Consider the following 23036-nt stretch of genomic DNA (forward strand, 5'->3'; position numbering starts at 1 on the left):
CCCCGCACGACCACACCTACTCAGGAGTTGGCGATGACGCTACGCAGATACAGCCTCGTGACCGGCATCCTCGGAGCGACGCTCGTCCTGGGCGCATGCTCCGGCGCGGTGGACACCGGGACCGGCGACGCACCGGACGACGCGGCTGCGACGGACGCCGAGGGCGGCATCCCCCGGCCCGAGTCCTGCGACGACGAGACGCCCTACCTGGCCGTCGCGCTGCCCAACCTGACGAACCCCTACTACGTCGCGATGCAGCAGGGCTTCGAGGACGCGGGCGAGGCGAACGGCTTCGAGGTCGAGGTCCAGATCGCCGACGACGACGACGCGAACCAGCTCGCCCAGGTGCAGTCCATGCTGCAGAAGGACCCGTGCGCCCTCGCGCTCAACGCGGTGAAGTCCGAGCCGGGCGCGGCCATCGTCAAGGCCGCCAACGACGCCGGTGTCCCGGTCTTCACCGTCAACGTCGGCATCGACCCCGAGGCGCTGGAGAACCAGGACGCCTCGATCGTGCAGTACCTCGGCGCCGACAACGTCGCCGGTGGCCGGCAGACCGCCGAGCAGGTGCTCGCCGACTTCGGCGCCGACGCCCCGCTGAAGATCGGCTTCGTGACCGAGCCCGACGAGACGCCGACGCTGGCCCGGGACCAGGGCTTCGAGGACGCGATCGCCGCGAACCCGAACGCCGAGGTCGTCGCCAAGGTCGACGGCAACGTCAAGCCCGACGACAGCCTGCGGGCCACCAGCGAGATGCTCTCCGGCAACCCGGACATCAACGTCATCTTCGCCTCGACCGGTCCCGCCGCCTTCGGTGCCATCCAGGCGCTGGGCAGCAGCTCCACGGTGAAGGTCTACGGCTTCTGCGCCGCCGAGGTGACCTTGACCGACCAGTACCCCGGCTGCGTGGCCCAGGAGCCCGAGGCCTACGGCACCCAGGTCGTCGAGCAGATCCGCGGGTGGCTCGACGGCGACACCCCGGAGGAGGAGATCCTGCAGCCGCTGAAGACCTTCGTCTCCGGCGACACCCCCGGTCCGGGCGAGGTCGGCTGACATGACCGGCACGGCAGGGACCGGGACGCCGGACGGCGGCCTGGACGTCAGCGGGATCGTCAAGCGGTACGCCGGCGTGACCGTGCTCCACGGTGTCTCGGTCCTCGTCCGCCCGGGCGACGTGGTGGGCCTCGTGGGCCACAACGGCGCGGGCAAGTCGACCTTGCTCCGGGTGATCTCCGGGGCGACCACGCCGGACGGCGGGGAGATCCGCATCGACGGACGTCCTCGTGCGATCTCCTCCCCGTCGGAGGCGCTGGCCGCCGGCGTGGCGACGGTCTACCAGGAGCTCTCCCTGCTGCCGAACCTCTCGGTCGCGCAGAACGTCTTCCTCGGGGACGAGCGGACCCGGTCCGGCATCCTCGACCGGCAGGCCATGCGGACCGAGGCAGGTCGGCTGGTGGCGTCGTTCGACCTGGACCTCGACGTCGACCGGCGCCTGGGCGACTACCCGGTCGCGACGCGGCAGATGCTCGAGATCGCGATCGCCACCCACCGCAGGGCGCGGTACCTGCTGCTGGACGAGCCGACCACCAGCCTCGAGGGTGCCCAGGTCGAGCGCTTCCTCGAGCGCGTCCGGTCGCTCGCGCGGGACAGGGGTCTCGGGATCGTGCTGGTGGACCACAAGCTCGACGAGCTGTACCAGGTCTGCAACCGGGTCGTGGCCCTGGTGGACGGCAAGGTCCGCATCGACGCCCGCGTCGACGAGGTTAGCCGGCACGACGTCGTGGCGGCCATCGCCGGCGAGGAGGCGGCCGACCTGCTCGCCGGCACCGGGCGGACCGGGCCGCCCGGGCCGCCCGGGCCGCCCGGGCCCGGGCAGGCCCACGACGACGCCGACCCTGCGCCGGCGGCGGACGCGGCGAGGGAGCCTGACGCCGCGACCGCGGTCGTCGCGCCGGTGCTGGACGGCGCCGGCGGCAGGCGTCTGGAGGTCCGCGGGCTGCGGGCCGCCGGGCTCACCGACGTCACGTTCACCGCCGAGCCGGGCCGGGTGCTCGGCATCTACGGGCTGGTCGGTGCCGGGAGGACCGAGGCGCTGCGCACGCTCGTGGGGCTGCAGGCGGTCCAGTCCGGCGCGATCCTGCTGGACGGCGCGCCCTTCCGGCCCGGGTCCCCGGCACGCGCGCAGCGCGAGGGCGTGGTCTACCTGACCGAGGAGCGCAAGCAGGACGGGATCGTCCCCGGCCTGGACTCGCCGATGAACGTCGCGCTGCCGGTCCTGCACCGGTACCGCCGGGTCGGCCTGCTCGACCGGGGCCGGATGCGCCGGGAGTCCGACGACCTGCTCGGTCGGCTGCGGGTGCGCGGCAACCGCAACGGCCCGGTCGTGAGCCTCTCGGGCGGCAACCAGCAGAAGGTCCTCCTGGCCCGCGCCATCGCCCAGAGGCCGCGCGTGCTGCTCCTGGACGAGCCCACCAAGGGCGTCGACCTCGGGGTCAAGGCGGAGATCCACCGCATCATCCGCAGCCTCGCCCACGACGGTGGTCTCACCGTCGTCCTGGTCTCCTCCGAGGAGGAGGAGATCTACGAGGTCGCCGACGACGTCGTCGTGATGTCGCACGGCCGCTGCACCGGCACCCCGCTCGCGGACGCCGAGCGCACCCCACAGGCACTGCGGCTGGCCGCCTGGGCCGCCGCGTAGAGGAGACAGACGATGACCGAGACTGCTGGCGCCTCGGCGCTGGACGCCGCGCGCGACCTCGTGCGCCGGGAGGGGCGCGGCGTGACGGAGGTCGCCGAGCACCTCGACGACACCTTCCTCGCTGCCGTCGACCTGCTGACGGCGTGCACGGGCAAGGTGTTCGTCACCGGCTCCGGGACCTCGGGCGCCATCGCCCGGCGGATGGCGCACCTGCTCGCCGTGTGCGGGACGCCGTCGGTGTTCCTCCCCGCGATGGACGCCCTGCACGGGACGATGGGGGCCGTCGTCAGCGGCGACGTCCTCATCACCATCTCCCGCGGCGGGGAGTCGGCCGAGCTCAACGACCTGTCGACGCGCGTCCAGCAGCGCGGGGTCCCGGTCATGGCGATCACCGCGGCGAGAGGCTCCACCCTCGGGACGCTCGCCGACCTGACGGTGGTGCTCGACGTGTCCGAGCAGGTCGACCCCGGCGGTGTCATCGCGATGGGCTCCACCCTCGTGGCGGCGGTGTGGGGCGACGCGCTGGCCTACGTCCTCATGCGCGCGCGGGGCTACGGGTGGGACGAGGTGCTGTTCACCCACCCCGCCGGCGCGGTCGGCAGGATCCGGGAGCTGCCGGACGCCCTGCCCGGTCTGGACGGCCACGGTCGCCCGGACCCGGCCTGATGGGCGTCGTCGCGGGGGTCGACAGCTCCACGCAGTCCTGCACCGTCGAGCTGCGCGACAGCGTGGACGGACGGCTGCTGGGCTCCGGCCGCGCGCCGCACCCGCCGACGTCCCCACCGGTCAGCGAGCAGCACCCGGACGACTGGTGGGCTGCGCTCCGGTCGTCCTTCGCCGCTGCGCTGGCCGCGGCCGGGCTGGCCGCCCGGGACGTGGACGCGATCAGCGTGGCCGCCCAGGCCCACGGGCTGGTGATGCTCGGCCCGGACGACCGCGTCCTGCGGCCGGTCAAGCTGTGGAACGACACCACGTCGAGCGCGCAGGCGGCCGCCATGGTCGCCGAGCTCGGCCCGGCCGGCTGGGCGCGGGCCGTCGGGTCGGTCCCGACCGCGGCCTTCACGATCACCAAGCTCGCGTGGGTGGCCCGGCACGAGCCGGAGCACCTGACCTCGCTGGCGCGCGTCCTGCTCCCGCACGACCACCTGAGTCACCGGCTGACCGGGCGGGCAGTCACGGACCGGTCCGAGGCGTCCGGCACCGGCTACTACGCGGCGCACGACGAGCGGTGGCTCACCGAGCACCTCGAGCGCTGGGTCTCCCCGGGGCTGGACTGGGACAGCGTGCTCCCGCACGTCGCCGGTCCCTCCGAGCCGGCCGGGACCGCCGGAACCCCGTCGGCGGGCGAGCTGGGGCTGCGCCCGGACGTCGTCGTGGGTCCCGGCGCGGGCGACCAGCACGCGGGCGCGCTCGGGATCGGGCTCGCACCGGGGCAGGTGCTGTACAGCCTCGGCACCTCCGGTGTCGTGATGACCACCTCGACCACCGCGGTGCACGACGCGTCCGGCTGGGTCGACGGGGTCGCCGACGCCGCCGGCGGGTGGCTGCCGCTGGTGTGCACGCTGAACTCCACCAAGGTCACCGACCTGGCGGCCCGCCTGCTCGGGGTGGACCACGCCGAGCTCACCCGCCTCGCGCTCGCAGCCGAGCGCCGGCCGGACCGGATGGTGCTCGCCGCCTACCTCGACGGCGAACGGTCCCCGGACCGCCCGCGGGCCCGGGGACTGCTCGGCGGCCTGCGCTCCGACGCGACGCGCGAGGAGCTGGCCCTGGCGGCGGTGGAAGGTGTCGTCCTCGGCCTGGTGCGTGGCCACGACGCCATCCGGCAGGCCGGGGTCGCAGCCGACGGGGTCGTGGTGGCGACCGGCGGCGGGGCGCGGTCGCGGGCCTACCTGCAGGTGCTGGCCGACGCGCTCGGTGTCCCGGTGGAGACCCGGGACGCTCCCGAGGCGACCGCCAGGGGAGCAGCGGTCCAGGCCGCCGCCGTGCTCCACGGCGCCGACGTCCGGGAGGTGCGGGACGCGTGGGCGCCATTCCGTACGGTCGTCGTCGAGCCGCTCGGGTCGATCCCCGAGGAGGTCCGCGAGCAGTACCGCGCCCTGACCGGGTGGGCTCAGCCCACCGAGACCGCACCTGCGACCTGAGGAGCGACGTGGACCTCTACCTCGACAGCGCCGACCGCGAGGCGCTCGGCCCGCTGCTGCGGACGGGGGTGTTCGCCGGGGTCACCACCAACCCGCTCATCCTTGAGCGGGCCGGCGTCCGGCTCGGCGAGGTGCCCGAGCTGACCAGGTGGCTGCTCGACGCGGGCGCGCGCGAGGTGTTCCTGCAGACCACCACGTCCGACGTGGAGGCCGTGGTCGCCGAGGGGCACGCGCTGCGGGCGCTGTCCGACCGCGTGGTGGTCAAGGTCCCCGCCACGGTCGCCGGCCTCACGGCGACCGCCGAGCTCGCACGCGCCGGCGTCCCGACCCTGCTCACCGCGGTCTACCACGTCCGCCAGGCCGTCCTGGCCCGCGCGGTCGGCGCTGCCTGGATCGCGCCGTACCTGGGGCGGATGACCGAGGCGGGGCGCGACGGTCGCCGGCACGTGGAGCAGATGCAGGGGATCCTGACCGGCTCCGGGACGCGGGTGCTGGTGGCGAGCATCCGCAGCGTCGACGACGTGCACAGGCTCGCGGTCGCGGGGATCGACGCGGTGACGGTCTCCGCGGCAGTCGCGCGCGAGCTGCTCGAGGAGCCCCTGACGGCGGCCGCCGTCGACCAGTTCGACGAGGCCGTGACCCGCCTGCGGTGAGCCGGCGGGACGTCCGACCGTCGGCCGGGCCACCTCCGATGCCAGGGCGACGTCCCGTTCCGGAGCGGATCGTCCGCGGAGGCCTCTAGCGTGCGCGCATGACCGAGCGGATCACCCTGGACACCACCATCCACGAGCCGGCCCCGGACGCCAGCGAGGCCGACGTCGTGCTGTTCGCGCTGGAGCGCACGCGAGCGCAGTTCGCGTGGAAGGTCGGCGGGCTGGACGCCGCCGCCCTGCACGCCCCTCACCCGCCGTCGGCCATGACGCTGGCCGGCCTCGTCAAGCACCTCGCGCTGGTCGAGGCGCAGCAGACGGCCGAGTCCTTCGGCGGACCCGGCCACGGGCACGAGTGGAGGGGCTACGACGGGCCGGACTGGGAGTGGCGGTCCGCGGCCGACGACACCCCGGAGGAGCTGTACGCGCTGTGGACCGGCTGCGTGGCCCGGTCCCGCGCGGCCCTCGCCGAGCTGCTCGCCACCGGGGGGCTGGACCAGCCGTCGCGCCGCGACCCCGGGGACGGTCCGGTGCCGAACCTGCGCCGGGTGCTGGCGGACCTGCACGACGAGGACGCCCGTCATGTCGGGCACGCGGACCTGTTCCGGGAGGCGACGGACGGCCTGGTGGGGGAGGACCCCCCGCAGCGGGGGCAGGACCCGGTCGCGGCCCCGGTGGACGCCTGACCCCGGACGGCCACGGGTTCACGACGGCGTGCCTCGGCCCGGTGCGGACATCGCCCGAGCACCCGTCCCGGGTCTGCTCTGGCGACGCGCCCCGGCTGCTGGCATAGTCGCTTGGTAAGCGCTTTCGCCGACGCCGGCGCCACACCCACCGGGCCCCACCCACGGGCGGTCGCGCGCCCCCCGCAGCGCAGCGGAGGGCGCGCGTCCGGTCCCGGGGGTGCGCACCTCAGGCGTCGACACGAACGAGGGAGTTCGTCGCATGACGCAACGCATCACCAGGGCAGTGCTTCCCGTCGCGACCGTGAGCGCAGCTCTCGTCGTCGCCCTCGCCGTCCCGGCGTCCGCGGCCGGCACGGACCGGGACCGGACCGGGACGCACCGGACCGAGCTCGGTCGCCAGGTGCTCGGCGCGGCCGACGGCTGGGCCGCGGCCGACGGCGGGACGACCGGCGGGACCGCCGCAGCCGACGCCGAGGTCTACCGGGTCGACACGTGGCCCGAGCTGCAGGCCGCGCTCGGCGGCACCGGCGCCCGCGGGAGCACGACCCCGCGCATCGTGTACGTCGAGGGTGAGCTGAACGCGTACGACCGGGCGGACGGCACGCGCGCGACCTGCGACACGCTCGCCGCCGAGGCGGGCTTCGACCAGGACGCCTACGTCGCCTCCTTCGACCCCGAGACGTGGACCTACACGGTCACGCCGGAGGAGCTCGAGGCGCTGCAGGACCTGCAGGACGGCGCGGCGAGCGTCCAGGCCCTGCAGACGCAGCAGGCGATCGGGTCCAACACCACGGTGGTCGGCGTCGGGGACGACGCGCGGATCGTCGGCGGCAGCCTGCTCGTCCGCGACTCCGACAACGTCATCGTCCGTAACCTCACGGTCTCCGACGCCACCGACTGCTTCCCGGTGTGGGACCCGAGCGACACGAACGCCGGCAACTGGAACTCGCGCTACGACGCCATCGGGGTGGTGGCGTCCACGCACGTGTGGATCGACCACAACACCCTCGACTCCGGGGCGCTGCCGCCGTCGCAGCTCGGGACCGTCTACGGGCGTCCCTACGAGGTGCACGACGGGCTGCTGGACATCACGAACGGATCCGACCTCGTGACCGCCTCGTACAACGTGTTCGGCGAGCACGACAAGACGATGCTCATCGGCTCGTCCGACAGCCGGGTCACCGATCGCGGGCTCCTGCGCATCACGCTGCACCACAACTGGTTCCAGGACATCGGCCAGCGGGCTCCGCGGGTCCGCTACGGCCAGGTCCACGTCTACAACAACCTCTACACCCAGACGCAGGCCGAAGGCTTCAGCTACTTCTGGGGCGTCGGACGTGAGTCCCACGTCTACGCGGAGAACAACGACCTCTACCTGGCCGACGGCGCGGCCCCGGAGGACGTCGTGGAGTTCTGGGGCGGCACGGCGATGACCGAGATCGGTACCCGGATCAACCGGCAGTGGGCGAGCGCCCTCGCGCTGCACAACGCAGCCGCGGAGCCGGGGGAGACGCTCGGTGACGACGCCGGCTGGCAGCCCCAGTGGCACGACCGGGTCCAGCCGACGCAGGCGGTCCGGGCCACGGTCCGGACGTCGGCCGGCGTGGGCGTCATCGGCTGACACCACCGCCCACGGGGCGCCGGCGGCGGCGGACACCTGACCGCCGCCGGTGCCCCGGCGCTACGGCGTCCCGACCGCCGTCACCGACGGTCGGGGCTCACTCGTCCCACCGCACGCCGACCGGGCCGCCGAGTCCGGGCAGCGGCAGGGACGCCGCCTCCCGCTCGACCGCCTCGCGCGCCGCCGCGCTCAGCAGGTGCCACGGGCTCACGGTGACCCTGTCCTCCGCCCGGCGCCAGGTGCCGGCCACCTCGCCCTCCACCAGGACGGCGCCCGGCCAGACCCGTGACGTCCACAGGGCGGCCCGCTGCGCCGCGTCCGGCACGAGGAGCTCACGGTCCCGGCCGTGCAGCAGGGAGAAGGCGTCGCCGCTGGGCAGCAGGCGGGCGGGTGCGGCCGGACCGGGGTCGGCGCGCAGGTCCGGCTCGTCCCGCGCCAGGACCCATGCGTCGCCGACGTCGGTCCGCACCAGGGTCAGCTCCGGGCGCAGCGCGTCGAAGGCCGGGGCGGCCGCCCGCGCGTAGAGGCCCGCCCAACGAGCGAACCCCTCCGCCGTCCCGGGCCCGAGCACGTGCAGGTACCGCCGGACGAGCTCGAGCCTGGCGTCGCCGGCGTCCGTCCCGGGCGGGGGAACCGTCCGGACCGTCGGCTGCCGGGCGCCGTCCCACCGGATCAGCACCCGCCCGGTCGTGGCCGCGTAGCGCAGCTGGTTCGGGTGCACGCCGACGCCCCGGCCGGCCTGGCCGTACGGGAGCCCGCGCCCGTCGAGGAACGCCTCCAGCCGGTCCGCCAGGTCCTCGGCGAACCGCCGGCGCGCCTCGCTCGGCGCCAGCCGACCCAGGGTGAACACCGCGAGGTCGGCGGCGGCCACGACGTACGCGCTGAACCGGGGCCCCCACACCTGGACGAGCGTGGGATCGTCCAGGGCCGACGGCGTGGTCCCGGCGACCCGGGCGTGGATCGACAGCAGCGCGGCCCGCGGGACGCTGTCCGTCAGCCCGGCCCAGGCGGCGTGCCGCAGCGAGTCGGCGCCGGACACGAGCCGCTCGTCCAGCGCGCCCACCCGCCGCCGGTGGGCGAGCACCTGCCCGCGGCTCAGCTGCAGCGGCGTCGTCATCGGTGTCCCTCCCGGTCGCCGTGCCGCGGTGCGCCCTCCGGGTGAACGACACCCGGTGCCCCGCCCGCGGCCCTACAGTGCCAGCACCGCCGACCGGTGCGTCCGGGCGTGCGCCGACCGTGCCCGCCACGGTCCTGACGTGAGCAGGCAGCGGTCTGCTCGACCACCCGCCTCCGCCCGTGGAGGACCTGGACCGAGGAGTCCCATGGAGAACGCCGGCCCCGTCATGATCGTCGCTGCGGCGGTGATCGCCCTGCTGGTCCTGGCCGTCGTCGCCTTCGTCTACGCGAAGGTGCGCTTCAAGATCGCCACGCCCGACGAGGCGCTCATCATCACCGGCCGCAAGAGCGGGACGCCGGTCATCAACCCCGAGACCGGCGAGGAGAGCACCGACCTGTCCGGGCAGCGTGTCGTCATCGGCGGGGGCACCTTCGTCAAGCCGGTGTTCGAGCAGGTGGTGCGCCTGTCGCTGGCGTCGCAGAGCTTCCCGGTCTCCGCCGAGGACGCCACCACCAAGAGCGGCGTCGCCGTGACGCTGCGCAGCATCGCCGTCGTCAAGGTCGGCGGGACCGAGCGCATGGTCCGCGCCGCCGCGCAGCGTTTCGCCGGGCGCAGCCAGGAGCAGGTGATCGAGCAGCAGACCAGCGAGGTCCTCGTCGGCGTGCTGCGCACGATCGCCGGCACGCTGACGGTCGAGTCGATCCTGTACGAGCGCCAGGACTTCTCCAAGGAGGTCAAGGACATCGCCGTGCCGATGCTGGCCGAGCGCGGCCTGGTCCTGGAGAACTTCGAGATCCAGACGGTGGAGGACACCGGCAACTACATCCGCAACCTCGGTCGCCCGCGTGCGGCCGCCGTCGCCCGTGACGCGGAGATCGCCGAGGCGCAGGCCCAGCAGGAGAGCACGCAGCGCTCCAACGAGTCCGCGGTCCAGATCGCCGAGTCGAACAAGGCGCTGGCGCTGCGCAACTCCCAGATCCAGCAGGAGACCGCCCAGGCCCGTGCCGAGGCGGAGGCCGCGCAGGAGCGCGCCGAGGCCGAGGCGCAGCAGGCGGTCCTCATCCAGCAGGAGCAGGTGGCCATCCGCCGCGCCGCCCTGCGCGAGCAGGAGCTGCAGACCGAGGTCCGCAAGCCCGCCGAGGCCCGCAAGTACGAGGCGGCGCAGGAGGCCGACGCGCGCAAGTACGCCGCCGAGCAGGAGGCCGAGTCCGCCAAGACCGCGGCGATCCGCCAGTACGAGGCCGAGGCGCAGCGCACGACCGCACAGGCGGAGGCCGAGGCCGCCGCCGCACGTGCCCGCGCCGAGGCGGAGCTGGTCAAGCAGCAGCGTCAGGCCCAGGGCGCCCTCGCCCTCGCCCGTGCCGACGCCGACGGCGTCCAGGCGCGCGGTGAGGCGGAGGCCGCGGCCGAGCGGGCCAGGGGCGAGGCGCGTGCGGCCGCGATCAAGGCCGAGTCGGACGCCTACCAGGCGTTCCCGGAGTCGGCCCGCCTGCAGATGGTGCTCGAGGCCCTGCCGAAGATGGCCCAGCCCTATGCCGACGCCCTGGGCAGCATCGACGCCATCACGATCATCGACAAGGACGGGTCGTCCAAGCTGACCGGTCAGGTGGCGACCGGCGTCCAGGAGCTCGCGTCGCTGCTCAAGGCGCAGACCGGCGTCGACCTGCTGCAGCTGGTGGGTGCGCGCACCGGGGAGCGGGGCGTGCCGGACGGACGGCCGGGGGCGACCCGCGCGGCGCTCGACCACGAGGCCGGCGACGGCTCGCTGAGCTGAGACGGCGCCCGTGCGCCCTCAGCGGGTCTCGTCCACCGGGCCCACGTAGAGCCACCGCCCGCCCTCCCGGACGAACCGGCTGACCTCGTGCTGGGACCCTCGCTCGCCGTCGAGGCGGTGGTGCGCCCGGAACTCCACGGTGCCCGCGGCGTCGAATGGGCCGCCGCCCCGGACGTCGAGCACGTCGAGCCGGGTCCAGCGCACCGCAGGGTCGAGGTCCAGGTCCGCCGGGCAGGTCCGGGGGTGCCAGGTGCGTCGCAGGTACCCGACGTCGCCGACGGCGAAGGCCGCGTACCGCGAGCGCATCAGCTGCTCCGCGGTCGGGGCGTGCGCCCGCCCCGTGTGGAACCGTCCGCAGCAGTCGTCGTACGTCTCCCCGCTCAGGCAGGGGCACCGGGTCGGGGTCATGCGCGCCCCACCGGCGCGGGCGCGGACCCCAGCCGCAGCGCGACGCCGAGCAGCGCGAGCGGCACCAGCACCGAGGTCAGCAGGACGACGACCAGTGCGGCAGCCGCGCCGGTGCCCGCCCCTCCCAGGTGCCCCAGGTGGAACACCAGGTGCGGGACGGAGAACGCCAGGTACGCGACCAGCGCGACGACGGCCAGCCGTCGCTCCACCCACAGCGCGGCGGCGCCGAGGACGACGGCCAGCCCGAGGGTCGCGCCACCGAAGTCGCGGAACGGGTGCTCGCTGAAGGGCGGGGTCAGGTCCACCGTCGGCACGGTCGCGTAGAACCCGGCCGGGGCCACCAGGGTCCACGCGCCCAGGACGAGCTCGACCGCCGCGAGCAGCGCCAGGCCGACCCGCAGCAGCGCGGTCATCGCGGTGCGCCGGTGCCGGTGCGGGGCGTGCCGGTGCGAGCGGCGGTCGCCGCCACGTGCTCGGCGAACGTCCGACGGCCGTACGGCACCCCGGGCACCAGCGCTGAGCCCGCGTGGAGGGCCGCGAACACCCGGCCGGGCAGGCGGACCGGCACGACCCGACGCCGGCTGCCCGTCCCGTGCGTCCAGACGCGCGCGAGCTCGGGGACGGTGAGCTGCTCCGGACCGCCGATGTCGCCGACCCGCCCGGCCGGCGCCGAGCCGGCGAGCTCCACCAGGCGCTCGGCGACGTCCTCGACCGCGATCGGCTGCAGGGGCACCGCCGGTGCGGCGAGGACCGGCAGCGCGCGCTGGACCGTGAACAGCCCGGCGACCAGCGCGTGGAACTGGGTCGCCCGCAGGACCGTGTGCGGGACGCCGGACCCGCCGACCAGCCGCTCGACCGCCAGCTTGTCCCGGTAGTACGGCAAGGGGTTGGTGTCGATGCCGACGATGGAGACGAGCACGAGGTGGTCGACGTCGGCCTCCGCCACCGCCGTGAGCAGCGTGCGGGCCAGGTCGACGTCGCCCCTGCCGCGCGGACCGGTGGCCAGGTGCACCACGGTGCCCACCCCGGTCAGCGCCTCGCGCAGACCCGCTCCGGTGCGCAGGTCACCGGTCGCCAGCCCGGGACCGGACCGCCGGCTGAGCGCGCGGACGTCGTGCCCGGCCGCTCGCAGGCGGGCGACGGTGGGACGCCCGAGCCGGCCGGTCGCACCGGTCACCAGGGTGGTCGTCATGGGTTCTCCCTCTCGAGAGCCGCGGGCCGGTCCGGCGCGGCTGGTCACAGGTGCGGGGTCGGTCCGGTCGCCGCCGTCACGGCCTCCGGAGCGCCGAACCTCGTCAGGCTCAGCGCGCCGGCCAGCACGAGCCCGACCCCGGCGACCGCGAGGTCGGTCCCGCCCGGTGCCGGGCGGTCGCCGCACACGACCATCCCGAGCACCGAGCCGACGAGGGTCTCGGTCGCGACCATCGCCGCGGTCGCCGCGACGACGGGCGTGCGCTGCAGCGCCATGGCGGTGAAGAGCAGGCCGAGCAGACCGGCGAGCCCCATCGCCCACGCCGCCGCGTCGGTGAGGAGGGCGAGCGGCGCCAGGCTGCGCAGCGCCCTCGCGCCGAGCGCGAGCAGCGCGAACGAGACCCCCGCGAGCACCGCCGCCGCGAGACCGGCGCGCGGGCCGGGCAGCAGGCGCACCGCCGCGCTCGCCAGCACCGGCAGCAGCGCGACACCCACGAGCAGCCCCACCCGGGTGGCGTCGGGGACGACGTCGGACGGCTCGGCGTCGGCCGACGACGCGAGCAGCACCAGCCCGGCGACCACGACGGCGACGGCGGCGGTCTCCCACGGGCGCAGACGTGCCCGCAGCACCACCACGGACAGCAGCGCGGTGACCGCCAGGCTGGACGCCCGCCCGGACTGCACGACGAACAGCGGCAGGGTGCGCAGCGCCAGGAACGACAGCCCGAAGCCCGCCGCGACGAGCACCAGCGCCAGCAGGTACGTCCGACGTCGCAGGAGCCGGACCAGCAGGGACGCACCCAGCCGGGTGCCGGCCGGCTCCAGCCGCGCGGCGCGCGCCTGGAGCACGGCGGCGGCACCCGAGCACACGGCGGCGGCGGCGACGCCGGCGAGGGCCAACCACACGGGACACTCCTCCGCTCGATCCGCCGAGCGTCCCCGAGGGGACCCGCACGGCTGCGTAGGCTTCCGTCGGGCGCAGCGGGTGCTGGGCGGACGGACGGGGGACGAGTGGGAACGGTAGCGCGCGTCGAGCGCCGGACCGGCGAGGCGGTGGCGGTGTTCCCGTGGAAGCCCGTCCTCGGGGTGTTCGCGCTGATGACGGCGCTGCTGTCCACGGTGGTCGCGTTCGCGTCGCGCACGGTGACCAGGACCGACCCGGTGCTGCAGGGGCCGGCGTGGCTCGACGGCTGGTTCCAGTACGACGCCGGCTGGTACCACGCCATCGCGACGTCCGGGTACTTCTACGTCCCCGGGCAGCAGTCCTCGATCGCCTTCTTCCCGACGTACCCGCTGACGGTCCGCGGGCTGGGCGGCCTGCTGGACGACTACCAGGTCGCGGGGTCGGTCATCGGGGTCGCGTCCGGTGCGGCGTCCGTGCTGCTCTTCGGCGCCTGGGTGTGGCGGCGGCTGCCACGTCGCAGCGCCGTGACGGCGATCGCCGTCCTCATGCTCTACCCCTACGCGTTCTTCCTGTACGGGGCGATGTACGCCGACTCCCTGTTCGTGCTGACGGCGATCGGCGCGTTCCTCCTGCTCGAGCGGCGCCTGTACTGGCTCGCCGGGCTGGTCGGCGCGCTCGCCACGGCGGGGCGCCCGGTGGGTGTCGCGGTCGCCGTCGGGCTGGTGGTGCGCGCCCTGGAGCTGCGCGCGCTGGACCGGGCGGACCGGGCGACGCCGGCGGCGGCCGAGGCCCGGGTCGCCGCACCGGGGGGTGGCCCGACGACCTCGCAGCCGCACGGCTCGGGCTCCGGCTCCGGCTCCGCGCGAGCGGCCGCTCCGGGGTGGCCGGCGTGGCGCGAGCTGGTGTCCGCGGTACGGCTCGTGCGGTGGCGCGAGGCCGGCGTGCTGGTCTCCGGCCTGGGCCTGCTGGCGTGGACGGTGTTCCTGTGGCTCGAGTTCGGCAACCCGCTGGCGTTCGTCGAGGTCGAGTCGGCGCCGGGGTGGAACCAGGGGGTCGGGCCCCGCACGTGGTTCAAGATCACCTTCCTCGGCACCCTGGTGAAGGGGCCGTACTCGGTCGCGCTGCTGCTGACGCTGCAGGCCCTGGCGTGCCTGGCGGCGGTGCTGCTGCTGCGACGCGTCTGGCGGCGGTTCGGCTGGGGGTACCTGGCGTACAGCGTCGTCGTGCTCGCCATCCCGATCGTCGGCACCAAGGACTTCATGGGCACGGGCCGCTACGTGCTCGCCGCCTTCCCGGTCATGGCCGCCGCCGGTGACCTCCTGGCGACCACGGAGCACCGCTGGCTCCGACCCGCGGCGCTCCTTCTCTGCGGGGTGCTCCTCGTGGTGCTCACGACCTTGTTCGGACGGGGAGTCGCAGTCTCATGACACCACTGACGCGGGAACGCTTCGGCCTGCTCTCGATCTTCTTCCCGATGTGGAACGAGGAGCAGTACCTCCACCGGGCGGTCGGGGCCGCCCAGGAGATCTGCGAGCGGCTGGTCGTCGAGGGCGAGGTCGAGGACTACGAGATCATCGTGGTCGACGACGCCTCGACGGACGCCACCGGACGCCTGGCGGACGAGCTCGCCGCCGCGGACCCGCACGTGCGGGTCGTGCACCACGCGGTCAACCGCAAGCTCGGTGGCTCCATCAAGAGCGGATTCGAGGCGGCCAAGGGCGACCTCGTCCTGTACACCGACGCCGACCTGCCGTTCGAGATGATCGAGCTGGTGCGCGCCGTCCGGGTGCTGCGGACCTACGAGGCGGACATCGTCAGCGCCTACCGCCTGGACCGCACCGGCGAGGGACCCCGGCGCGCCGTCTACTCCTGGGTCTACAACGGCCTCATCCGGGCGATGTTCGGGACCCGGCTGCGCGACATCAACTTCGCCTTCAAGCTGTGCCGCCGCCGGGTGCTCGACCACGTCCACCTCGCCAGCGAGGGCTCGTTCATCGACGCCGAGCTGGTCATCCGCGCCCAGCGCTCGGGCTTCGAGATCGTGCAGATCGGCGTCGACTACTTCCCGCGCACCCGCGGGGTCTCCACGCTGTCGTCGTTCGGGGTCATCCGCACGATGCTGCGGGAGATGCGCGACCTGCGCGAGCAGCTGCGGTCGGTGACCCCGGTCGTGCACCGATGACAGCACTGCTGGTCGTCACCGCCGACGACCTGGGGCTGACCGACGGCGTCAACCGCGCCGTCCGCCGGGCGCACCTCGACGGCGTGGTGACCGCGACGTCGCTGCTCGCCGTCGGCCGGGCCTTCGACGGCGCGGCCGCCATGCTGCGCGACACCCCGACCCTCGACGTCGGCGCCCACCTCGCGCTGGTCGGGGAGGACCCGCCGCTGCTGTCCGCGCGGGAGGTGCCCACGCTCGTCGACCGCCGCGGCGCGTTCCCGCTGTCGTACCGCACCGTGGTGGCCCGCGCCGCAGCGGGGCGTACGGACCCCGACGACGTGCGGCGCGAGCTGACCGCCCAGCTGGAGCGCGTGCGGGGGCTCGGGCTGCCCGTCACGCACCTCGACACCCACCAGCACACCCACCTGTGGCCGCTGGTCGGCCGCGTCGTGGCCGACCTGGCCGTGCGGTTCGCCGTGCCGGTCGTGCGGCTGCCGTCCAGCCGGGCGTCCGGACCCGTCGGCGTGGGCGTGCGGCTGCTGTCGCGGCGCCTGGCGCGCACGCTGGACGACGCCGGCCTGGCCCGGACCGCCGCCTACGCGGGTCTGGACGAGTCCGGCTCGATGGGCCTGGGGGCGCTGGGACGCGCGCTCGCGGCCGCCGCGGCGTCCGGCGCGGCGACGCTGGAGGTCAACGCCCACCCGGGGGTCGCGGACGACCCGGACGCCGGCCGGTTCGCGTGGGGCTTCCACTGGGAGCGTGAGCTGGCCGCCCTGACCGACCCCGGCGCGCGGCGGCTCGTCGAGCGGCACGGGTTCCGGCTCGCGTCGTTCCGCGAGCTGGCGGCGGTCCGCCGATGACCAGGGCCGCGGGGACCGCGGGGACGAGAGCCGTGCGGACGAGGACCCGACGACGCCCGACCGCGGTGGGCGCGGCTGCGCTGCGCCTGTACGCACCGACTCCGGCGGCGGTCCGCGCCCACGTGCACGTGCGCTGGTGGAGCGCCCCGTTCGAGCCGGTCGCCGCGGCGCTGCCGGCGACCGGTCGCGTCCTGGAGATCGGCTGCGGCCACGGGCTGTTCGCCGCGTACGCCGCCCTCGGCGCACCGGGCCGCCGTGTCGTGGGCGTGGACATCGACGCCGACAAGATCGCGCACGCCCACGTCGCGGCCCGCGGCGCCGGGTCCCGGCTGAGCTTCGCGGTGGCCGGCTCGGGCGCCGTCCCGCCCGGGCCGTGGGACGCCGTCGTCGTCGTCGACATGCTCTACCTGCTGCCGGCGGGCGAGCAGCGGCGCCTGCTCACCGAGGCCGCCGCCGTGCTGGCGCCCGGCGGCACGATCGTCGTCAAGGAGATGGGGACGGAGCCGGGCTGGAAGGTCCGGTGGAACACGCTGCAGGAGACGCTGTCCGTCAAGGTCCTGGGGATCACGCAGGGGTCGTCGTTCGACTTCGTCGCGCCCCGCGAGATGGCGGGCTGGCTCGAGGACCTCGGCATGACCACCACGCTGCAGCGCCTCGACCGCGGGCGCCTGCACCCGCACCACCTGCTCGTCGCCCGACGCGCCGGCTGAGGCCGCGGAGCCGACAGGAGATCGCGAGCGGGTCGGCCTACGCGCCCGACCCGCCCGAGGACGACGCGGCGACCGACGCCAGGGTCGATCGGACCATGTCGTCCACGGTGCGCCGCGGCGACCAGCCGGTCGCCCGGGCGAAGGCCTCGGCGGACGCGACGACGAACGCCGGGTCGCCGGGGCGGCGCGGGGCCCTGACCGGCTCGACCCGGCAGCCCGACGCGGTGCCGAGCGCGGCGACCATCTCCAGCACGGACGTGCCCGTCCCGGTGCCGATGTTGAAGACCCGGAAGCCCGCGGCGGTGGTCCGGCGCAGCGCGAGGATGTGGGCGTCGGCGAGGTCCTGCACGTGGACGTAGTCGCGGACGCAGGTGCCGTCCGGCGTCGGGTAGTCGTCGCCGTAGACGACCGGCGGGAGCCCCGCGCGCAGTCGCGCGACCAGGATCGACAGCAGGTTGATCCGGGAGGTGTCGGCGAGCTCGGGCCGGTCGGCGCCCGCGACGTTGAAGTAGCGCAGCGCGATCACGTCGACCCGGCCGGCCGCCGCGGCCCAGCGCAGCAGGTCCTCGCAGGCGAGCTTCGTCGCGCCGTACGGGTTGACGGGCCGGGTCGCGTCGCACTCGCGCACCGGTGCCGCGGTCGTCTCGCCGTACACCGCCGCCGACGAGGAGAAGACGAGGCCGCGCACGGCTGCCGCCTCCATGGCGAGCAGCACGTTCGCGGTCTGGCCGACGTTCTGCTGGTAGTAGCGGACGGGCTGGGCGACGGACTCGTCGGCGCGCTTGAGGCCCGACATGTGCACGACCGCGTCGACGTCGTGCCGGGTCATGAACGCCGCGAGCGCCGGCACCGTGCCCCGGTCGGACAGGTCGGCCCGCAGCATCGGGACGTCCGGGACGCGGGCCGCGACCCCGGTGGAGAGGTCGTCGGCCACGACGACCGCCGTGCCGGCGTCCTGCAGCGTCCGGACGATGTGCGCCCCGATGTACCCGGCACCGCCGGTGACCAGTACGGTCACTGCCCCTCCCTTGCCCGCGGTCACGGGTGACGCCCCTGTCACCCGTTCGGTCGAGGTCAGCGGCAAGTTATCACCGCTCGGCCCTCGTGCCGGGAGGCGCCCCGCGGGCCGGTCAGGCGTCGGTCAGCTCGCGGGGCAGCGCGATGACGTCGACGAGCGCGCCGTTGCGCCAGACGGTGATCTCCAGCGGCCGCCCGATCGCGCCCTCGACCATGAGGCGCTGGATCGCGGTGGTCGTGGCGATGCGCTCGCCGCCGATCTCCACGACGACGTCCCCGGCGCGCAGCCCCGCCTCGGCGGCGGGGCTCCCGGGCAGGACGCGGGCGACGTGCAGGCCGGTCCGGCGCCCGAGCGTCACGGCGAGGTCGGGCGGCAGCGGCGCCTGCGCTCCCACGATCCCCAGCGAGGCCCGCCGCACGCGGCCCTGGGTCATCAGGGTGCTGATGATCCCGCGCGTGGTGACGTTGATCGGCACGGCCAGCCCGAGCCCCACGCCGGCCACGGCCGTGCTGACCCCGACCATCCGGCCCGCGCTGTCGGCCAGCGCCCCGCCGCTGTTGCCCGGGTTGAGCGCGGCGTCGGTCTGGATCACCTCGTCCACCACCCGGCCGGCGCGCGTGGGCAGGGAACGACCCAGACCCGACACGATGCCGGCGGTGACGCTGCCGGCCAGGCCCAGCGGGTTGCCGACGGCGACGACCAGCTGGCCGACCTGCAGCCGCGCCGCGTCGCCCATCCGGACCGGCGCCGGGACGCCGTCGCGCGCCAGGAGCACGGCCAGGTCGGAGAGCGGGTCGCGCCCGACGACGTCCGCGGTCGCCTCGCTGCCGTCGGTGAAGGTGGCCTGTACCGTCTCGGCCCCCTCGACCACGTGGGCGCTGGTGAGCAGGTAGCCGTCGCCGGTCAGCACGCTGGCGCTGCCCGACCCCGAGCCGCGGGCGGTGCGGACCTGCAGGCTCGCCACGCTCGGCATCACGGTGCGGGCGACGTTGATCACCGCCGCGGAGTACGCGTCGAGCAGGTCGTCGCCGGGGTGGTCGTCCACCATGGCGGGTACAACACCGCGGCGCCGTCCGGCATGCCGCAGGACGGGGCGCAGATCAGCGGACCGTGCGCCACCCTGGACGGCGGACGGCGGACGGCGGACGGCGGACGGCGGAGGGTGAGCGGCCGGGGTGGCTGCCGGGGTACGGAGGGGTGGGGGATGGCGCGCACGCGCGGTGCAGGGTCGGGCGGCAGGCCGGGCGCCCGGCCGAGCGGCACGTCGGGCGGCACGTCGGGCGGCACGTCGGGCGGAGCAGGGTCGGGCGGGGGCGAGCTCGAGACCTACCGGTCCATGCGGGACTTCGGCCGCACGCCCGAGCCGTCCGGGGCGCCCGAGCCGACGCCCACGCCGGAGGGGCGGCGCCGGTTCGTCGTCCAGCGCCACCGCGCCCGTCGGCTGCACTACGACGTGCGCTTCGAGATGGGCGGCGTCCTGGTCAGCTGGGCGGTGCCACGCGGGCCGACGCTCGACCCGCACGTGCGGCGGATGGCCGTCCACGTCGAGGACCACCCCCTGGAGTACGAGGACTTCGAGGGCGTCATCCCGGCCGGGGAGTACGGCGGCGGGGACGTCATCGTCTGGGACCGCGGGACGTGGGACCTGCACAAGGACGACGACCCGCTGGCGGCCGTCGCGGCGGGGGAGCTGCACGTCGAGCTGCACGGCGCCAAGCTCGCCGGCCGGTTCGTGCTCGTGCGGACCGGGGACCCCGAACCGCACGGCAAGGAGCAGTGGATCATGCTGCACAAGCGTGACGACCACGCCGTCGACGGGTGGGACGCCGAGGACCACCCCCGGTCGGTGCTGTCCGGCCGCACCAACGACGAGGTGCTGGCGGACCCCGACCGGCTGTGGCGGTCCGACCTGCCCGCCGCCGAGGCGTCGGTCGACCTGCGGTCGGCGGCGGTCCGGGCCCCCTCCGAGGACGAGCTCGCCGCGCTCGACGACCTCGGGCCGGGCGGCTCGTGGGAGGTGTTCGGGCGGCGGCTGCGCGTGACGAACCTCGACAAGCCCCTGTTCCCCGGGCGGGAGGGGGCGGCCCCCGTCACCAAGCGCGAGCTCGTCCGGTACGCGGCGCAGATCGCCCCGGTCGCGCTGCCGTACCTGCGCGGCCGGGCGCTGAACATGCACCGCTACCCGGAGGGCGCGGCGTCGGGCAAGGGGTTCTGGCACAAGCAGCTCCCCACGCACGCGCCGTCGTGGATGCCGCGCTGGCAGAACCCCGACGCGGACGACGGCGAGACCACCACCTACCTGGTCGTCGACGAGCCGGCGGCACTGGTGTGGGCGGCGAACTTCGGCGCGCTCGAGTGGCACGCGTGGACGTCCCCGACGCGGGCGCCGCAGCTGCCGGACTACGCGCTGTTCGACATCGACCCGGGCACCGCGACGCCGTGGGACGACGTGCTGCTGCTGGCCCGGCTGCACCGGGACGCGTTCGAGCACCTCGGCGTGCGCGCCTACCCCAAGCTGACCGGCCGGCGCGGCATCCAGGTGTGGGTGCCGGTCGCGTCCGGCCCGACGTTCGACGAGACGCGGGCGTGGGTGGAGCGGGTGTCGCGCACGGTGGGGGCCGTCGTCCCGGACCTGGTGAGCTGGCGCTGGGAGGTGCGCGAGCGCGGCGGGCAGGCGCGGCTGGACTACACGCAGAACGCGGTCAACAAGACGCTCGTCGCCCCGTACAGCCCGCGGGCCGCCGCGGGTGCGCCGGTCTCCGCGCCGATCACGTGGGACGAGCTCGACGAGCCGTGGCTGCGGCCCGACGCGTTCACGGTGCGGACGGTGCTGGACCGGATCGCCGAGCGCGGGGACGCGTTCCGCGGCGTGCTCGCCGCCGACCAGGTGCTGCCGCGGCTCGGGTGAGGGCGGACGCTCCCAGGGACGCACGTCACAGGTGAGGTGGCTCGCTCCGGCGGTGCACCGGCGCGCCCGCTCGTACCGCCCGTGGGATCTCCGCGACCTCGTCGACGCGCGCGACGAGTCGGTCCACCGCGGCCGGGTCGGCCGGCGACTCCACCTCGACGGCGTACCGGATCCCGGTGGACGCCCCGCCGTCGGCGTCGAAGCCGCCGTCCGCCGTCACCCGCACCCCCTCGAGCTCGACGCCGGCCGCGGTCGCCTCCCGGTAGAGGTCGTTGAGCACGCACGCGGCGACCGACAGGTGCAGCAGGTGCGCACCGGTGAAGGCCGTGGACACGGTGACCCCGCCGTCGGTCCAGCGGTGCGGCAGACGCGTCGCCGCCGGGTCCGAGGACCGCAGCGAACCGGCGGCAGCGACGACCTCGAAGGTGTCGGACATCGTGAGCTCCTCCCGGCCGCGGCCGGCGGCCCGTCCAGTTGGCGCCCGTCGGTCGGGCCCCGACCGACGACCGGTCTACCGCACCACGCCTCGGATGGGCAGCCCTCGTCGTGGGCGTCGTGATGCTCGTGCCGTCGTGGCGTCGTGGCGTCGTGGCGTCGTGGTGTCGGGCGTTGGGCGGGCGCGCCCCTTGTCAGGCCGGCCAGCCGTCGTCGTCCCCGTCCGGGCGCAGGTCCGCCAGCTCGCGTCCGGCGGCGTCGGTGAACACCCACCGAGCGCCACGCCGACGGATCTCGATCCCGCGATGGTGGACATGTCGGTGGTGGTGGAAGCACAGGAGGATCCCGTTCTCGACGCTGGTGCTCCCGTGGTCACGCGCCCAGTGCTGCACGTGGTGACATTCCGAGATCAACGGTGGCGCGGTGCACCCGGGATATCGGCAGTGCCGGTCGCGTGCGACGATCGCGTTCCGCCTCGCCCGCGTGAACGTCCGCTCCGCCCGGCCGACGTCGAGGATCTCCGACGTCGGCCCGAAGATGTAGCGGTTCAATTCGCCGTCGCAGGCCAGCCGGTCCAGGAGAACCCGGGGGACCGGGATCCCGTCCTCGAACTGCGGCCCGTGCGCCACCGTCCGCGGCGAGAGCGCCGGTGCTGGTGCTGGTGCTGGTGCTCGTGCCGGTGCCCGACCGGCCGGCGTACGGCCGTCCACCGTCGCCCGGGCGCGGTCGGCCAGCTCCTGCAGCCTCTCGTGCGTGACCAGGACGCCGACACGCGTCCGCACGGTGGACCCCTTGCCGGTCCCCATGAGCTCAAGACCCCGGCGCGCGAGCGCCCCCAGGGCGGCGGCGCGTCGCTGCCCGGCGGAGCGCTGGTCGCCTGCCGCCGGGACCGGGGTCAGGGCCTCGAGCGCGGTGCGCAGGTTCTGCCCGTCGTCGACCGTGAGGAACCCGTCCACGTGGTACCCGTTCAGCGTGGGAGCGACCTCCAGGTAGGCCCGGTCGCTCGCCTCGACGTAGCCACGGTCGTCGGCGTCCGGGTCGGCCGCGGCGGCCCAGCCGCGGACGCACCGGCGGAACTCGTCGACCGGCAGCAGCCGCGCCTGCTCGACCAGCCACGCCTCGTTGCACGCTCCGTCGGATGACAGCGCGGCACGGCGCAGCTCGGTCGTGGGCGCCAGGGCGGCGAGCACGTGCGCGTGCTCGACCCCGATCTCGCCGGACGCGGCGGCGACAGCGGCCCCCGGCAGGTCGTCGCGCAGCGCGCGCCCGAGCCTCACCTGCGCCTGGGCGAGGTGCACGCTCGTCCCGAACCGGCGAGCCGCGTACCGCGACAGGGACCGGGCGGAGATCGACCACAGCCCGTCGGCCTCGATCACCGTGAGCATCCGTGCCTGGGCGACGCCGGCCCGGCTGATCACGTCGGCCAGCACCGTGGCGATCGCCTCGGCCTGACGGCCGTCCAGGTCCGTCGCCGACAGCGACCCGAGGGAGTCGAGCCAGGCGAGCACCGCCGGCAGCGACCCGGTGACCTCAGGCGGCAGCGCAGGGTTGCCCACCGCATCCGGCGCGGGGAGGACGGCGGAGTCGAGGGGCGTGTCGTCGTCAGCCACGATGCCCACCTCCTGTCGCTGCGTCCCGCCTCGTTTCCTGAGGCCAATTCTACGGTGACCCACCGACATTCCCGTCGGCCGGGCGCGATCTGTGGGGAACGCTCGGGAGATTGCGCAGGTGTGCCGCTCGGCGGAAGGGTCTCC

At 75.2% G+C, this 23036-nt stretch carries 22 protein-coding genes; 13 read left to right on the forward strand and 9 right to left on the reverse strand.

Features of this window, described 5'->3' with window-relative positions:
- Positions 1–33 precede the first annotated feature (33 nt).
- From CAE01nite_RS11390 to CAE01nite_RS11420, 7 genes are all read left to right on the forward strand, one after another.
- Positions 34–1050 (forward strand): substrate-binding domain-containing protein, encoded by a 1017-nt coding sequence (locus CAE01nite_RS11390; RefSeq protein ID WP_146904355.1) that lies wholly within the window; start codon positions 34–36, stop codon positions 1048–1050.
- 1 nt (position 1051) lies between these two features.
- Positions 1052–2695 (forward strand): sugar ABC transporter ATP-binding protein, encoded by a 1644-nt coding sequence (locus CAE01nite_RS11395; RefSeq protein ID WP_146904357.1) that lies wholly within the window; start codon positions 1052–1054, stop codon positions 2693–2695.
- Between the two features lie 12 nt (positions 2696–2707).
- Entirely contained in the window at positions 2708–3361 is a 654-nt protein-coding gene (locus CAE01nite_RS11400; protein ID WP_146904359.1) for a KpsF/GutQ family sugar-phosphate isomerase, read from the forward strand.
- Complete coding sequence (xylB, locus tag CAE01nite_RS11405; protein WP_146904361.1) at positions 3361–4839, forward strand: xylulokinase; 1479 nt, start codon at positions 3361–3363, stop codon at positions 4837–4839. The genes CAE01nite_RS11400 and xylB overlap by 1 nt, the downstream gene beginning before the upstream one ends.
- A gap of 8 nt (positions 4840–4847) precedes the next feature.
- Entirely contained in the window at positions 4848–5492 is a 645-nt protein-coding gene (locus tag CAE01nite_RS11410; protein ID WP_186816559.1) for a transaldolase family protein, read from the forward strand.
- A gap of 98 nt (positions 5493–5590) precedes the next feature.
- Positions 5591–6175: a mycothiol transferase gene (locus CAE01nite_RS11415; RefSeq protein ID WP_146904366.1), complete on the forward strand. Its 585-nt coding sequence runs from the start codon at positions 5591–5593 to the stop codon at positions 6173–6175.
- 301 nt (positions 6176–6476) lie between these two features.
- Positions 6477–7796 (forward strand): pectate lyase family protein, encoded by a 1320-nt coding sequence (locus CAE01nite_RS11420; protein ID WP_222595912.1) that lies wholly within the window; start codon positions 6477–6479, stop codon positions 7794–7796.
- 97 nt (positions 7797–7893) lie between these two features.
- Here the strand turns inward: CAE01nite_RS11420 and CAE01nite_RS11425 are convergent, their stop codons facing one another.
- Positions 7894–8913, reverse strand: coding sequence for a DNA glycosylase AlkZ-like family protein (locus CAE01nite_RS11425; RefSeq protein ID WP_146904369.1), 1020 nt, complete (start codon positions 8911–8913; stop codon positions 7894–7896).
- A 205-nt stretch (positions 8914–9118) separates the two neighbouring features.
- Between CAE01nite_RS11425 and CAE01nite_RS11430 the strand changes: the two genes are divergently transcribed.
- Entirely contained in the window at positions 9119–10687 is a 1569-nt protein-coding gene (locus CAE01nite_RS11430) for a flotillin family protein (RefSeq protein ID WP_146904372.1), read from the forward strand.
- Between the two features lie 18 nt (positions 10688–10705).
- Here CAE01nite_RS11430 and CAE01nite_RS11435 read toward each other — a convergent pair whose 3' ends face one another.
- Genes CAE01nite_RS11435 through CAE01nite_RS11450 form a run of 4 tightly spaced genes read right to left on the reverse strand, consistent with a single transcriptional unit; the run spans position 10706 to position 13192 of the window.
- Positions 10706–11095, reverse strand: coding sequence for a YchJ family protein (locus CAE01nite_RS11435; RefSeq protein WP_146904375.1), 390 nt, complete (start codon positions 11093–11095; stop codon positions 10706–10708).
- Positions 11092–11508, reverse strand: coding sequence for a hypothetical protein (locus CAE01nite_RS11440; RefSeq protein ID WP_146904378.1), 417 nt, complete (start codon positions 11506–11508; stop codon positions 11092–11094). The genes CAE01nite_RS11435 and CAE01nite_RS11440 overlap by 4 nt, the downstream gene beginning before the upstream one ends.
- Positions 11505–12287, reverse strand: a complete 783-nt coding sequence (locus CAE01nite_RS11445) for an SDR family oxidoreductase (RefSeq protein ID WP_146904381.1) — start codon at positions 12285–12287, stop codon at positions 11505–11507. Before CAE01nite_RS11445 ends, CAE01nite_RS11440 begins: the two co-directional genes overlap by 4 nt.
- A 44-nt stretch (positions 12288–12331) precedes the next feature.
- Complete coding sequence (locus tag CAE01nite_RS11450; RefSeq protein ID WP_146904384.1) at positions 12332–13192, reverse strand: hypothetical protein; 861 nt, start codon at positions 13190–13192, stop codon at positions 12332–12334.
- Positions 13193–13297: 105 nt separating this feature from the next.
- On the opposite strand from CAE01nite_RS11450, the gene CAE01nite_RS11455 reads away from it, so the two are divergent.
- From CAE01nite_RS11455 to CAE01nite_RS11470, 4 genes are read left to right on the forward strand one after another with little or no spacing between them, the layout of a single operon-like run.
- On the forward strand, positions 13298–14617 hold the full coding sequence (locus CAE01nite_RS11455) for a putative hexosyltransferase (protein WP_146904387.1): 1320 nt from the start codon (positions 13298–13300) through the stop codon (positions 14615–14617).
- Positions 14614–15372 carry a glycosyltransferase family 2 protein gene (locus CAE01nite_RS11460; RefSeq protein ID WP_146904389.1) on the forward strand — a complete coding sequence of 253 codons (759 nt, stop codon included), beginning with the start codon at positions 14614–14616 and terminating at the stop codon, positions 15370–15372. The genes CAE01nite_RS11455 and CAE01nite_RS11460 overlap by 4 nt, the downstream gene beginning before the upstream one ends.
- On the forward strand, positions 15369–16211 hold the full coding sequence (locus CAE01nite_RS11465) for a ChbG/HpnK family deacetylase (RefSeq protein WP_146904392.1): 843 nt from the start codon (positions 15369–15371) through the stop codon (positions 16209–16211). Before CAE01nite_RS11460 ends, CAE01nite_RS11465 begins: the two co-directional genes overlap by 4 nt.
- Before the next feature lie 32 nt (positions 16212–16243).
- Complete coding sequence (locus tag CAE01nite_RS11470) at positions 16244–16921, forward strand: class I SAM-dependent methyltransferase (protein ID WP_246131156.1); 678 nt, start codon at positions 16244–16246, stop codon at positions 16919–16921.
- 37 nt (positions 16922–16958) lie between these two features.
- On the opposite strand, the gene galE is transcribed toward CAE01nite_RS11470, so the two are convergent.
- Positions 16959–17939, reverse strand: a complete 981-nt coding sequence (gene galE / locus CAE01nite_RS11475) for a UDP-glucose 4-epimerase GalE (protein ID WP_146904397.1) — start codon at positions 17937–17939, stop codon at positions 16959–16961.
- 112 nt (positions 17940–18051) lie between these two features.
- Positions 18052–18987: a S1C family serine protease gene (locus tag CAE01nite_RS11480; protein WP_146904400.1), complete on the reverse strand. Its 936-nt coding sequence runs from the start codon at positions 18985–18987 to the stop codon at positions 18052–18054.
- Between the two features lie 156 nt (positions 18988–19143).
- On the opposite strand from CAE01nite_RS11480, the gene CAE01nite_RS11485 reads away from it, so the two are divergent.
- Positions 19144–20847: a non-homologous end-joining DNA ligase LigD gene (locus CAE01nite_RS11485; protein WP_146904403.1), complete on the forward strand. Its 1704-nt coding sequence runs from the start codon at positions 19144–19146 to the stop codon at positions 20845–20847.
- Positions 20848–20872: 25 nt separating this feature from the next.
- Here CAE01nite_RS11485 and CAE01nite_RS11490 read toward each other — a convergent pair whose 3' ends face one another.
- Positions 20873–21283, reverse strand: a complete 411-nt coding sequence (locus CAE01nite_RS11490; protein ID WP_146904405.1) for an OsmC family protein — start codon at positions 21281–21283, stop codon at positions 20873–20875.
- Positions 21284–21476: 193 nt separating this feature from the next.
- A complete protein-coding gene (locus tag CAE01nite_RS11495; protein ID WP_186816560.1) occupies positions 21477–22892 on the reverse strand; it encodes an HNH endonuclease signature motif containing protein in 1416 nt (471 codons plus the stop codon).
- Positions 22893–23036 lie beyond the last annotated feature (144 nt).

The organism is Cellulomonas aerilata (assembly GCF_007991755.1).
In the GTDB taxonomy this organism is placed as follows: domain Bacteria; phylum Actinomycetota; class Actinomycetes; order Actinomycetales; family Cellulomonadaceae; genus Pengzhenrongella; species Pengzhenrongella aerilata.

Coding starts and splice junctions, on each gene's coding strand:
- CAE01nite_RS11415 (WP_146904366.1), top strand. CDS start 5,591: ATGACCGAGCGGATCACCCTGGACACCACCATCCACGAGCCGGCCCCG.
- CAE01nite_RS11465 (WP_146904392.1), top strand. CDS start 15,369: ATGACAGCACTGCTGGTCGTCACCGCCGACGACCTGGGGCTGACCGAC.
- CAE01nite_RS11390 (WP_146904355.1), top strand. CDS start 34: ATGACGCTACGCAGATACAGCCTCGTGACCGGCATCCTCGGAGCGACG.
- CAE01nite_RS11480 (WP_146904400.1), bottom strand. CDS start 18,987: ATGGTGGACGACCACCCCGGCGACGACCTGCTCGACGCGTACTCCGCG.
- CAE01nite_RS11425 (WP_146904369.1), bottom strand. CDS start 8,913: ATGACGACGCCGCTGCAGCTGAGCCGCGGGCAGGTGCTCGCCCACCGG.
- CAE01nite_RS11460 (WP_146904389.1), top strand. CDS start 14,614: ATGACACCACTGACGCGGGAACGCTTCGGCCTGCTCTCGATCTTCTTC.
- CAE01nite_RS11445 (WP_146904381.1), bottom strand. CDS start 12,287: ATGACGACCACCCTGGTGACCGGTGCGACCGGCCGGCTCGGGCGTCCC.
- CAE01nite_RS11430 (WP_146904372.1), top strand. CDS start 9,119: ATGGAGAACGCCGGCCCCGTCATGATCGTCGCTGCGGCGGTGATCGCC.
- CAE01nite_RS11435 (WP_146904375.1), bottom strand. CDS start 11,095: ATGACCCCGACCCGGTGCCCCTGCCTGAGCGGGGAGACGTACGACGAC.
- CAE01nite_RS11440 (WP_146904378.1), bottom strand. CDS start 11,508: ATGACCGCGCTGCTGCGGGTCGGCCTGGCGCTGCTCGCGGCGGTCGAG.
- CAE01nite_RS11395 (WP_146904357.1), top strand. CDS start 1,052: ATGACCGGCACGGCAGGGACCGGGACGCCGGACGGCGGCCTGGACGTC.
- CAE01nite_RS11400 (WP_146904359.1), top strand. CDS start 2,708: ATGACCGAGACTGCTGGCGCCTCGGCGCTGGACGCCGCGCGCGACCTC.
- CAE01nite_RS11485 (WP_146904403.1), top strand. CDS start 19,144: ATGGCGCGCACGCGCGGTGCAGGGTCGGGCGGCAGGCCGGGCGCCCGG.
- CAE01nite_RS11490 (WP_146904405.1), bottom strand. CDS start 21,283: ATGTCCGACACCTTCGAGGTCGTCGCTGCCGCCGGTTCGCTGCGGTCC.
- xylB (WP_146904361.1), top strand. CDS start 3,361: ATGGGCGTCGTCGCGGGGGTCGACAGCTCCACGCAGTCCTGCACCGTC.